11 protein-coding genes are annotated in these 12,815 nt (G+C 42.5%); 7 read left to right on the top strand and 4 right to left on the bottom strand.

Annotated elements, in window-relative coordinates; translation table 11 throughout:
- From HRU21_01315 to aguA, 3 genes are all read left to right on the top strand, one after another.
- Nucleotides 1–1,111 (top strand): glutamine synthetase (locus HRU21_01315; protein ID NRA40925.1); only part of this gene is annotated, 1,111 nt, incomplete at its 5' end.
- Between the two features lie 28 nt (nucleotides 1,112–1,139).
- Nucleotides 1,140–2,039 carry an N-carbamoylputrescine amidase gene (gene aguB, locus HRU21_01320; protein NRA40926.1) on the top strand — a complete coding sequence of 300 codons (900 nt, stop codon included), beginning with the start codon at nucleotides 1,140–1,142 and terminating at the stop codon, nucleotides 2,037–2,039.
- 15 nt (nucleotides 2,040–2,054) lie between these two features.
- The gene (gene aguA, locus HRU21_01325; protein ID NRA40927.1) at nucleotides 2,055–3,146 is read left to right on the top strand and encodes an agmatine deiminase; all 1,092 of its coding nucleotides are present in this window, start codon (nucleotides 2,055–2,057) and stop codon (nucleotides 3,144–3,146) included.
- Between the two features lie 9 nt (nucleotides 3,147–3,155).
- Here aguA and gyrB read toward each other — a convergent pair whose 3' ends face one another.
- The 4 genes from gyrB to dnaA all read right to left on the bottom strand — a co-directional run bounded on the left by gyrB (nucleotide 3,156) and on the right by dnaA (nucleotide 9,646).
- On the bottom strand, nucleotides 3,156–5,570 hold the full coding sequence (gene gyrB / locus HRU21_01330) for a DNA topoisomerase (ATP-hydrolyzing) subunit B (protein NRA40928.1): 2,415 nt from the start codon (nucleotides 5,568–5,570) through the stop codon (nucleotides 3,156–3,158).
- 104 nt (nucleotides 5,571–5,674) lie between these two features.
- Nucleotides 5,675–6,814 (bottom strand): DNA replication/repair protein RecF, encoded by a 1,140-nt coding sequence (gene recF / locus HRU21_01335; protein ID NRA40929.1) that lies wholly within the window; start codon nucleotides 6,812–6,814, stop codon nucleotides 5,675–5,677.
- Between the two features lie 54 nt (nucleotides 6,815–6,868).
- A complete protein-coding gene (gene dnaN / locus HRU21_01340) occupies nucleotides 6,869–7,975 on the bottom strand; it encodes a DNA polymerase III subunit beta (protein ID NRA40930.1) in 1,107 nt (368 codons plus the stop codon).
- Between the two features lie 117 nt (nucleotides 7,976–8,092).
- Nucleotides 8,093–9,646 (bottom strand): chromosomal replication initiator protein DnaA, encoded by a 1,554-nt coding sequence (gene dnaA, locus HRU21_01345; GenBank protein NRA40931.1) that lies wholly within the window; start codon nucleotides 9,644–9,646, stop codon nucleotides 8,093–8,095.
- 471 nt (nucleotides 9,647–10,117) lie between these two features.
- Here dnaA and rpmH point away from each other — a divergent pair, with 471 nt between their 5' ends.
- The 4 genes from rpmH (at nucleotide 10,118) to yidC (ending at nucleotide 12,785) form a co-directional block, all read left to right on the top strand.
- Entirely contained in the window at nucleotides 10,118–10,252 is a 135-nt protein-coding gene (rpmH, locus tag HRU21_01350) for a 50S ribosomal protein L34 (GenBank protein ID NRA40932.1), read from the top strand.
- A 118-nt stretch (nucleotides 10,253–10,370) separates the two neighbouring features.
- Nucleotides 10,371–10,742 carry a ribonuclease P protein component gene (gene rnpA, locus HRU21_01355; protein NRA40933.1) on the top strand — a complete coding sequence of 124 codons (372 nt, stop codon included), beginning with the start codon at nucleotides 10,371–10,373 and terminating at the stop codon, nucleotides 10,740–10,742.
- Nucleotides 10,743–10,985 carry a membrane protein insertion efficiency factor YidD gene (gene yidD / locus HRU21_01360; protein NRA40934.1) on the top strand — a complete coding sequence of 81 codons (243 nt, stop codon included), beginning with the start codon at nucleotides 10,743–10,745 and terminating at the stop codon, nucleotides 10,983–10,985.
- A gap of 21 nt (nucleotides 10,986–11,006) precedes the next feature.
- Nucleotides 11,007–12,785 (top strand): membrane protein insertase YidC, encoded by a 1,779-nt coding sequence (gene yidC / locus HRU21_01365; protein NRA40935.1) that lies wholly within the window; start codon nucleotides 11,007–11,009, stop codon nucleotides 12,783–12,785.
- Nucleotides 12,786–12,815 lie beyond the last annotated feature (30 nt).

Raw genomic sequence — 12,815 nt, forward strand, 5'->3', positions numbered from 1 at the left:
CAATGCGATGTTTGTTGTGCCCTGGGCAGCAGAGCCTTCAGCACAAATTATTCACGATTGTTTTGACGGCATGGGTAACGAATTCCCATTGTCGCCAAGAGCAATTTTGAAAAAAGTATTAGCACTGTTTGATGCGCAAGGTTGGCAACCCATAGTTGCACCTGAAGTTGAGCTATATCTTACCAAACGATGCACCGACCCAGATTTACCGCTTGAGCCTCCAGTAGGGCGCAGTGGTCGACAAGAGTCTGGCAGGCAGTCTTTTAGTATCGATGCGGCTAACGAATTCGATCCTATTATTGAAGACATTTACGATTATTGTGAAGCTATGAATCTAGATATCGACACTGTTATTCATGAGGAAGGCCCCGCACAATTGGAGTTCAACTTTCGTCATGGCAATGCGCTTCATTTAGCTGATCAAGTATTCGTATTTAAGCGTGTTGTTAGAGAGGCAGCGCTAAAGCATAAGATTGATGCTACTTTTATGGCCAAGCCCATTGAAGGTGAGCCAGGCAGCTCGATGCATATTCACCAGTCAATCATCGATGCCGCAACAGGACAAAATATTTTCTCAAATGAAGATGGTACTGCGTCAGATAATTTCTACCATTATATCGGTGGTTTACAAGAATATATTCCGCAGATTATGCCCATATTTGCGCCAAACGTGAACAGCTACCGCCGCTACCAAAGTGGTGAAGATGGCAACGCTCCTGTGAATACCGAATGGGCTGAAGAGAATCGTACCGTGGGCTTACGCGTACCCAAGGCGAGTGCTGCTGCTCGTCGAGTTGAAAATCGCTTGCCCGGTTCTGATACCAACCCTTATTTAGCGTTGGCCGGTAATTTACTGTGCGGCTATATTGGCATCACTAAAAAAATTAAACCTCGCAAGCCCGTTACTGGCCGTCACTGTGAGTCAGGTGACTACGACTTGCCGCTAAATTTAGAAGCCGCTTTAGAAGCGATGTCAAACTGTGATGATATCAAACACTATCTAGGTGCTGACTTTGTTGAAGGCTTTATAGGCACACGGTGGGCAGAATATGAGGGCTTTAAGCGAGTGATCAGCTCCTGGGAACGCGAGTTTCTGCTTTCAGCTGTTTAATCGTTCAAGCAATTAGGCCGTGTTGAATATGACAGATAAAATAATCACTGTTGCTGCTATACAAATGGCATGTAGTTGGGATCGTGAGGCCAATTTAGCTAAAGCTGAAGGTCTCATTCGTGCCGCCGCCGCTGACGGTGCACAAATTATTTTACTGCAAGAGCTTTTTGAATATCCTTATTTCTGTATTGAAATAGAACTTGAGCATTTAGATTTAGCAACACCGTTAGACAATAATCCATCCATTGTTTGGTTACAGAATTTATGTAAAGAATTAAAGTTAGTGATGCCTTTTAGTTGGTTTGAAAAGGCAGGTAATGTTTTATTTAACTCTGTTGCAATGATAGATGCTGATGGCCAAATTCTAGGCACATATCGCAAAACACATATTCCCGACAGCGATGGTTACCTTGAAAAATATTATTTTTCACCCGGCGATACAGGCTTTAAAGTTTGGCATACTCGCTACGCCAATATCGGCGTCGGCATCTGCTGGGACCAATGGTTTCCTGAAACTGCCCGCAGTCTTTCGCTCGCTGGTGCAGAACTTATATTATATCCGACTGCTATTGGCTCAGAGCCCAAAGAGCCCGATCTTGACTCTATGCCGCATTGGCAGCGCACCATGCAAGGTCACTCTGCGGCAAATCAGGTTCCCGTCGTTGCAGCAAACCGCGTTGGCGTAGAGTATGCAAAGTCTAACGATAATACTATAGACTTTTATGGCTCATCTTTTATTACTGATCATCTTGGAGAAATAAAAGTATCTGCCGATCGTAGCAGCGAAACCTATATAACGCACAGTATAAATTTGAGCGAAGCCCAGCGCGACCGCCATATCTGGGGCCTATTTCGAGATCGTCGCCCAGAACATTACTCGGCTTTACAGCATATGGATTGCTCTGACAATCCTGATTTTAAAGGCTAGTATGGCGAGTGCTTTATGGCTGAAATAATCAACCGCACGCCAAGGCAGGATGGGTTTTATATGCCTGCTGAATCAGATCCACAGTCTAGCGTTTGCCTAGTTTGGCCTGATAATCTTGATACCTGGCGTGCACAGGCGAAACCTGCACAGCGTGCATTTGTTGAAGTAGCCGAAAATATTGCAAAAACTTCATCTGTTAAAGTGTTAGCCAACCCAGCTAGTTTGGCTGATGCGCGAGATCAATTACCCGACAGTATTGATGTCATCAGTATTGAGAACAACGACTCATGGCTTCGAGATACCGGCTGCAGCTTTTTACGCAACGCTATCGGCGAGCGACGAGCCGTGGCTTGGCAATTTAATGCCTGGGGTGGGCATATGGCGGGCATGTTTGAGGACTGGCAAAAAGACGATGCGGTTGCGGCTCAATTGGCAGCTAGCTTTAACGCTGATGTGTATCACGCGCCTCTGATTTTAGAGGGTGGCTCTATCCACGTCGACGGTGAGGGCACGTGTTTTACTACCGAAGAATGCCTTTTACATCCGAGTCGCAATCCAAGTTTATCAAAAGCTGAGATCGAAGATTACCTCAAACAGTATTTAAATGTTGATGTAGTATTTTGGCTGCCTCAGGGTCTTTATGGCGATATTGATACTAATGGCCACATCGATAATTTAATGCATGTGGTAAAACCTGGTGAGGTTATTCTCACCTGGTGTGATGACCCGAACGATCCACAATATGCCATTTCGCGTGCTGCTGAAGCTGCGCTCCTGGCAAAGCCTGACGCAAAAGGTCGTGATTTATATATTCACAAACTGCCGATGCCCGGGCCTTTATACATAAGCACCGAGGAGGCCGAGAGCTTTAGTGATAATGTGCACGAATCGCGACACGCTGGTGCACGCTTGGCCGCTAGCTATGCTAACTTTTTAATTATCAATCATCAGGTTCTATATCCGCTGCTAGACTCGCGATACGATAATCAAGCAACAGACATACTTCAGCAAGCGTTTCCAAACTATCAAATCATCGGCATTAAGGCCGGTCGAGAGATACTGCTCGGTGGTGGTAACGTGCATTGTATTACGCAACAGGTAATATAGGACCTTCGCCTAAACGTCTAGGTTAGCAACCTTTAAAGCATTGTCTTCAATAAACTCTCGGCGTGGCTCGACCTGATCACCCATTAAGGTAGTAAACATTTGGTCTGCAGAAATAGCGTCTTCAATGGTAACTTGTAACATGCGTCGTGCCTCAGGATCCATAGTCGTTTCCCAAAGTTGTTCAGGGTTCATTTCACCTAAACCTTTATAACGCTGAATATTGAACCCTTTTTGCGCCTCAACCATCAACCAGGCTAGACCGTCTTTAAAGCTCTGTGTTTCAAATACTTTCTCACCGCGTTTAAAAAATCCGCTGGGCTCGATCAAATTAGCTATTTTCTTGCCAAGCGACAATAACGCCGCATAATCCCTAGAGGCAAAAAACTCATGGTTAAGTATATAGCCGCGCGGCATAGAATGAGACACAACTATTATGTTAGGGTAATATAAATTGCGTTCGCTATCGTGCTGTACTTCTGCTTCATAACGATGGCTTCCGCCAGCCTTATTTTGCTCAAGATAGTTCGCTAAATCGTCAGCCCAGATTTGCACCTTAGCTTGATCTGATAGTTCATCACTGCTGAGTGCATTGTGATAAATCATGGCTTCTAAAACTTCAGCAGGGTAGAGTCGCGACAAACGCTGAATTTGATCCATGGTGTGATTATATTCACTGACTAAGTTCTCCAGACCTTCACCGCTAATGGCAGGTGCATCAGCATTAACGTGAATACCCGCATCTTCTAGTGCGGCTTGCGTGAAAAATGCCTTTTGGTGCGCCTCGTCTTTCAAGTACTGCTGCTGTTTACCTTTTGCAACTTTATACAGCGGTGGCTGAGCGATATACACATAGCCTTGCTCAATAATTTCCGGCATTTGCCGGAAGAAAAACGTTAATAGTAGGGTGCGGATGTGCGAGCCATCAACATCGGCGTCAGTCATGATGACAATGCGATGATAGCGTAGCTTTTCTATATTAAACTCTTCTCGACCAATACCGCAGCCTAAGGCAGTCACAATCGTACCAACCTCAGCTGAAGACAGCATTTTATCGAAGCGAGCTTTTTCGACATTTAAAATCTTACCTTTTAACGGCAAAATAGCCTGCGTTTCGCGAGATCGACCCTGTTTTGCCGAACCACCGGCTGAGTCACCCTCCACGAGATAAAGTTCTGAAAGGGCGGGGTCTTTTGATTGGCAGTCAGCTAATTTACCCGGCAAGCCTGCAATATCTAATGCACCTTTACGACGGGTCATCTCGCGCGCTTTGCGCGCAGCTTCGCGTGCACGTGCGGCATCAATCATCTTTTGCACAATGGCTTTTGCTTCCTGCGGATTCTCAATAAGATAATCAGCAAAGGCTGCGTTCATCGCTTGTTCGACAGCACCTTTTACTTCTGATGAAACCAGCTTATCTTTGGTTTGCGACGAGAACTTAGGGTCAGGTACTTTTACAGATACAATCGCGGTTAATCCCTCACGGGCATCATCGCCGGTCGTGCTCACCTTATCTTTCTTACCCATGCCCTCGCTCTCAATATAGCTATTAAGGTTTCGGGTTAGAGCGCCTCGGAAGCCCGCCAAGTGTGTGCCACCATCGCGCTGTGGAATATTATTGGTAAAGCAGAAAATATTTTCTTGAAAAGAGTCATTCCATTGCAATGCCACTTCAACACCGATACCGTCATCCGTCTGACTAGAGAAGTGGAAAATTTTATTCATGGTTTGTTTGTTGGTATTCAAATACTCAACAAAGGCCTGCACACCGCCTTCATAATGAAAAACATCTTGTTTACCGCTGCGCTCGTCTGTTAAGACAATACGCACGCCAGAGTTTAAAAACGATAGTTCGCGCAGGCGTTTAGCCAAAATGTCATAATGAAATTCAATATTGCTAAAGGTGTCGGCTGATGCATGAAAGGTGAGGGCAGTGCCAGTTTCTTCTGTATCACCGATAATTTTCAATGGCTCGTCAGGAACGCCGTGGCGATATATTTGTTCGTGAATATGCCCCGCGCGACGAATGGTTAACACCAATTTCTCGGATAGGGCATTTACTACCGATACACCAACACCGTGCAGTCCACCCGACACCTTATAAGTATTATCATCAAATTTACCACCAGCATGTAGCACGGTCATGATAACTTCTGCGGCAGAGCTTCCTTCCTCATGTGCTTCCGTTGGAATACCACGACCATTATCAGACACGGTGACAGATTCATCAGGATGGATGACGACATTAATCTCTGAACAGAAGCCTGCCAATGCCTCATCGATAGAATTATCAACAACCTCAAACACCATATGGTGCAAACCAGTGCCGTCGTCGGTATCACCAATATACATACCAGGGCGTTTACGAACCGCGTCGAGACCTTTTAATACTTTAATATTGGACGCATCGTAATTTTGTTCGCTCATTCCTTCGTCTCTCCTGTGGCAATAATTCTTATAATCGCGGGTGTTTTAGTGTCTTGATAGTTGAAGGTTTTAAAGGCTAATTTTACGTTAACCACGCCTATTATTCAGCCATTGATTGGCTTTATTTCACCCTGTTCCACGTGGAACATTTTCAATCCCTTCAATGGAATATCGCTAAATGCCTGCCGATCAACCGCTGTGATGAATTGTTGATAATCGCATTGTTCTAGATAACTAAAAAACGCTTTTAAATGCTCTTTATCTAGCTCTGATGGCATATCGTCCAAAAGAACAACAGGCTTTCGTTCAGATAATTGGGCAAGCATTTTTGCCTGGCTCAGCTGCAGGGCCGCGACAAGCGTTTTCTTTTGTCCGCGTGAGTAAACATCTTTCGCCAATAACTTTTGCTGCGTTAGTAGAATATCCGCTCTGTGGCTGCCTTCGAGTGTACGCTGGTATTTCTTATCGCGGATAAAATTAGCTTCAAGTTGCGCTAGCATACGAGCTTTTGTTTCGTTATGTGAAAAAACTGGCAAGGTGTCTATGGCTAGCGTATCACCCCAACCATTCTTATATTTCAGGCCTAAGCTCTGCGATAAGTTGCTGTCAAACTGAGCTAAGATATCGAGAAATATAGGATAGAATTGTTGTAAATGCTTACGTCTAGCCTCTTCAATATAAGCCGCATGTTCAACAAGTTGTAGATCCCAAATTTTTAATTCTGCATAGTTAGTTTTTGGCGAACGCAGTAAAACACCGCGTTGTTTTAATACTTTAGAGTAATTACGCCAATGTAGATGAAAACCATGTTCCACGTGGAACACGCCCCAATCCAGAAACTTTCGACGCTCAGAGGCAGAACCGTCTAATAAATTGAAGCTATTAGCATCAATGACAATACAAGGCAGCAACAAACTTAGTGCAGCTAAGTTGCTAACTTTTTCTCCGTCAATACGAACCTTATAGTCATTTTTTTGATTACGCTCAATACCCACTTTGTGGGCATAGTCGCCATCATCGATACATTCTAAATACACCCGTAGAAAATTTTGGTCTAGCTGTAAGACGGGCTTAATTTGCTGATGACGAAAGGACCGACCTACGCTAGCAATATGAATCGCTTCTAGCACCGACGATTTACCAGCGCCATTATCGCCTACAAAAAGATTCGTCAAAGCCAAATCTGAAATAGATATATTGGCCAGGTTACGTACATGCTTTATCTGAAGTTTATGGATATACATAGGCTAATAAACAAAAAAGCCGCATAAATGCGGCTTTTATACGGTGCAATCCTATTATAGGCGCATGGGCATAATCACATAGACCGAGTCACTGTCTTCCAACTCTTCTAGTAACGCAGAACTATTCGAATCTGCCAAGGTAAGTTTTACTTCGTTATCAGACAAAACATTCAGTACATCAATAATATAGTTAACATTAAAGCCTATCTCTAAAGCTTCACCCTGATAGTTGACCATTACGCTATCTTCGGCTTCTTCTTGCTCAGGGTTGTTCGCTTGGATTGTTAATTGACCATCGCTTAATAGTAAACGTACACCACGGTATTTTTCATTCGACAAGATGGCGGCACGCTGAAACGCTTCTCGCAGCTGAAGACGGTCGCCGGTCACCAACTTATTACCGCCTCTGGGTAAAACGCGTTGATAATCGGGGAATTTGCCATCGACGAGTTTGGTAATAAACGTAAAACCAGATGTCTTAGCAGTTAAATGATTAGGGCCAAAGACAATCTCAACCTCGTCATCGAGATTGACCAATGAGCGCGATAACTCCAAGATACCTTTGCGAGGTACAATAATTTGAATATCTGCCTGAATCGCATCAGAGGCCAAGTCACACATCGCTAGCCGATGACCATCGGTTGACACAACACGCAACTGACTAGGGCTAAGCTCCCACAACATACCGTTAAGATAATAGCGCACATCTTGCTGGGCCATTGCAAAAGAGGTTCTATCGATTAGACGTTTTAGCTGCCCTTGAGTGACTGAAAACGAAGCATTTATGTCACCTTCATCAACATTTGGAAAATCAGCAGCAGGCAGAGTAGCCAAAGTGAAACGAGAACGACCCGCTGATACCGTCACTTTTTGGTTATCACCAAGCGAGAAATTGATTGCTACGCCATCGGGTAGACTTTTGACAATATCTAATAACTTTTTTGCCGGCACCGTAAGCTGACCATTTTCGGAGGCTGGGCTTTCAAGTTCCAAGCGTCCGGTAATCTCAACCTCAAGATCAGTACCTGTTAACGATAAGGTTGTCTGGTTTAAATCAAACAGTACATTCGCTAGCACAGCCAAGGTTTGTCGACGTTCAACAACACCAGCCACCAGAGATAATGTTTTTAAGAGTGCATCACGCTGTACCGTAAATTTCATGATAATTAGGTTTCCTTAGACATAATGGAAATATAGGATTTATGTTCCCTAGTGTAATAAATATCTATACAGAATAAAGCTTTATATGATTAAAGCGAGTAAAAAAGTGCGTTGAATTTAAGCGGTTAAGGTACGCAAGAGATTTTTAAGATCTTCAGCAATATCGGTGCTTGATTCTTTTAACTCATCAATTTTTCGACAGGCATGTAGGACTGTTGTGTGGTCTCTACCACCAAAAGCATCACCAATTTCAGGCAGTGAATGGCTAGTAAGTTCTTTAGCTAAACTCATAGCAACTTGTCGCGGTCTGGCAACTGAACGGTTGCGACGTTTGGAGTGTAAATCAGCAACCTTGATTTTATAATACTCAGCAACGGTGCGTTGAATATTATCGATACTCACCAACCGGTCTTGCATTGACAGTAAATCTTTCAACGATTCTTTTATTAATTCAATGTCAATCGGCCTAGCTTTGAAATGCGCTTGCGCAATCACTCGCTTCAGCGCACCCTCTAGTTCTCGAACATTAGAGCGCAAACGTCGAGCGATAAAAAATGCCGACTCCTCTGACATATGCATATTTTGCTGCCTAGCTTTCTGCATCAATATGGCTACCCGAGTCTCCAATTCGGGCGGCTCAACTGCAACAGAAAGCCCCCAACCGAAACGTGTTTTTAAACGCTCCTCTAATCCCTCAACTTCTCTAGGGTAGCGATCACAGGTTAAGATAATTTGCTGGCCGCCTTCAATTAAGGCATTGAATGTATGAAAAAATTCTTCTTGCGAACGATCTTTACCGGCAAAAAATTGAATATCATCAATTAATAAAGCATCTACACTGCGATAATAGCGCTTAAATTCATTAATTTTATTTTGCTGAATGGCCTTCACCATATTGGCAACAAAACGTTCAGAGTGAAGGTAGGCAACTTTGGCTTGCGGCTTACGTTGTATCAAAGCATTACCGACCGCATGCATAAGATGCGTTTTACCTAAACCAGAGGCACCGTATAAAAAAAGTGGGTTATAGGAACCACCAGGATTTTCAGCAACCTGCATCGCAGCTGCTCGAGCCAACTGATTTGATTTACCCTCAACAAATGAGGTGAAATTTAACCCACTATCAACATGAGAAACGAAATGATTAGCAGAATTATAGCTGTCTAAATGGCTGTCTGAATTTTCTTGAGAGCTGTCATTACCTTGATCAGAAACGCTCGCATTTAACATAATATTGTTTAAAAAATCGTCATTTTGACTTTCGGCCTTCACAGTAGCGACATCATTGAGGGGCATAATTGAAGATACCGCATCTTTGCTCGGTGGATTAGCGCTTCGTGCTTCGTTCAATACAGATTCTTGCGACTGGTAGACAGCAGAACTATCAACAGACGTGATGGCTTGCACATCTGTATGTCGACGCTGATGAGAACTGGCGTCAACAATCGAAACTTTAGGAATATGAGAAGAACTGAAGTTTTCAACCAGCGACTCAATGATCGACAAAAAATGCAGTTCGACGTGAGATTTAACAAAGCGGTTAGGAGAAATTAAACAAAGATAATCCGTCTGATCTTGATCTAATTCTAAAGGTTGAATCCATGTAATAAATTGTTGTTTCGCTAAGTCATTTTCTAAATGACTTTTACAATAATCCCAAATGGTAAGCAATGACACGCAGGTACCCTGTTAAGCAACGAAATTGTGTTTATTGTTTTAATCGTCAAAAATCCACTTTTTGAAGACCAGAGATATAAAACATTTGAATAGCAGAACTTCATTATTAAAAATAACGCAGGAGTTATCCACAGTTATTTTTAATAATTTCTATTTTTTTATATGTTATTGAATTTTAAAGCATTATTGATTATTTTTTATTCACTCAAAGATAATCTTTAACTGTGCATAAGTTGTGAGTAAATTGTATATGAAATGTGAAAATCTAGTTTTTTTTAATGATTTTCAAAAGCTTAGCTACCTTTCAGAAAACTAAAAATCTCACTGAGCTATGCCTACAAAAAACCATCAGAATTAATCCTTGATAAATAAAGCGCAGAGATTGAATATTAGCCACGATTTGCCTATAATTCCGGCCCTTTTATTTAAAGACAGATTTCAGTCAATTTCAAAACGGTGTAAACCATGAAAAGAACATTTCAACCCAGTGTTTTAAAACGCAAACGTACGCATGGCTTCCGCGCTCGTATGGCCACTAAAAATGGACGTGCTGTTATCAACCGCCGTCGTGCTAAAGGTCGCAAACGCTTAGCCGCCTAATATCGATTCAACTTATCGATTATCTGCGACTTTTTATAGGTTATAGGCGTCTTATTTGCGACCTGTTTGCGTTATATTGACGTCTCCCTACTGAGCCTGTGAAGCAAGAGTGTCCGTTATGCAAAGCACAACAGCTTCTACTTTTACAAAGTCGCAGCGTTTATTGAATGCTAAAGATTATAAAGCGGTGTTTGATCAAGCTGAGTGGAAAGTGTCTTGCAAACAGTTGCTATGCTTAGCTTCATCTAATCAGCTTAATACGCCTAGGTTAGGTTTAGTCGTTGCTAAGAAAAACGTTAAGCTTGCCGTTGAGCGAAACCGCATTAAACGTATCATACGAGAATCGTTTAGACAGCATTCACTCCCAAGTATTGATATCGTAGTACTGCCGAGAAAAAGTATCACTGAGTTAACGAATTCAGAGTTACACACCCTTATTAATAAGCAATGGCAGCGCTTAGCGAACAAAGCGAATGTTGATGCAATATAAATGGATAAACCGAATCCCAGTCCATTTACTCGTATATTCATTTTTCTGGTAAAAACTTACCAGTGGCTGATTTCCCCCTTCATTAACGCAAACTGTCGCTTTTACCCGAGCTGTTCAAGTTATACAATACAGGCGCTTGAAACGCATGGTTTGTTAAAAGGCAGTTACCTTAGCCTCAAACGCATCGCTAAATGTCACCCTGGTCACCCTGGCGGCATCGATGAAGTACCGCCCAAACACTAAATATTTATACCGAGCCTACCCATGGATAAAATTCGTATTGCGCTGATTGCCGTTATAATCATGATAAGCTTTATGCTAGTGACCGAGTACGCCAGTTTTCGCGATGATAAAAATAAAGCGCGCTTACAAGAAAAGCAAACTCAAGCATCGCTCACACTGAATCAAACACCTGCAGAAATTAACACTGGGCTTAATGATGCTGAAGAGCTTGCTGAGCAAAGCACAAGTAATGCATCAGTCAATCTTACAGATGATGACGATATACCAAGTCTCAGTGCTGAAACAGACACCGTCGTTGAAGTAGCAAATACAGTCAGAAACCAAGAACTTATTTTTGTAAAAACTGACACCTTCAGTCTTCATATAGATCCGCGCGGTGGCGATATTGTTGATTTAGCACTTAATCAGCACCTTACCGATATCGATATGCCTAATTTACCGTTTGCCTTATTAGAAAATAATCAAACACGCACTTATATCGCTCAAAGTGGTTTGATTGGTAAGAACGGTACTGATACGCGAGAAGGGCGTCCGCTGTTTGCATCATCCGCAAAATCTTATCGCATGGGTGATGAGCAAGAACAGTTAGAAGTTAACCTTGTGCTCGAACAGCAGGGCGTCGAAATCATTAAACGTTTTCGTTTTAGCCGCGATTCTTACTTAATCGAACTCGATTACCTTATCAACAATAATAGCGAGAACCCATTCTCTGCCGCCTTTTACGGACAAATTAAACGCGATAATAGTCAAGACCCCGGTGCAGAAAGTGGCGGTGGCTTAGGCATGCAACCATATTTAGGTTTTGCTACAACCACTAGTGACGAACGATTTAAAAAGATTGACTTCGAAGATGTTGCAGAAAAAACGTTTCAACAAACAATGCAAGGTGGCTGGATTGCCATGATTCAGCACTACTATTTAAGTGCATGGGTTGGCGATGCTAATAGTGAAAATCGTTATAACACAGTGAAAACGCGTTCTGGCTTTAATATAGCGCGCGTAACTGGCCCAGTAATGAATGTTGACGCAAAACAAAACGCTGTCATCAGCAATCAGTTTTATGCCGGGCCTAAAGACCAGTACACGCTTGAAAAAATCGCACCTAACTTAGACCTTTCTGTCGATTATGGTTGGCTCTGGTTTATTGCACAGCCGCTATACGCCTTACTATTTTTTATAAACAATGGTGTTTTTCATGCCTTTGGTTTCGACAAAGAGGTATTCTCAGGCATTGGAAACTGGGGCTTCTCGATTATCATCTTAACAATATTAGTAAAGCTTGCATTTTTCTCGTTAAATGCAAAAGCTTACCGATCTATGGCAAAAATGCGTGCTGTGCAACCCAAGATGTTAGAGTTGCGAGAGAAATATGGCGATGATCGTCAGAAGCAGTCGCAAGAAATGATGAAGCTATATCAGACTGAAGGCGTTAATCCTATTGGCGGTTGTTTGCCCATGTTGGTACAAATGCCAGTATTTATAGCGCTATATTGGGTATTACTTGAGTCTGTTGAATTACGTCATGCGCCATTTATTGGCTATATCAAAGACCTCGCAGCAATGGATCCATACTTTATAATGCCGTTAGTTATGGGAGCAAGTATGTGGTTTCAGCAAAAATTAAATCCACCACCACCTGACCCCATGCAGGCTAAAGTGATGCAATTCTTGCCAATTATATTCACGTTTTTCTTTTTATTCTTCCCAGCAGGCTTAGTACTTTATTGGGTAGTTAATAATATATTATCCATTGCACAACAATGGATAATAACTAAGCACATACTAGACGAAAAAAAATAAACACATGCATCAAGACGGGTAGTTAAGCTA

This window comes from Pseudomonadales bacterium (genome assembly GCA_013215025.1).
Classification (GTDB): domain Bacteria; phylum Pseudomonadota; class Gammaproteobacteria; order Pseudomonadales; family DT-91; genus DT-91.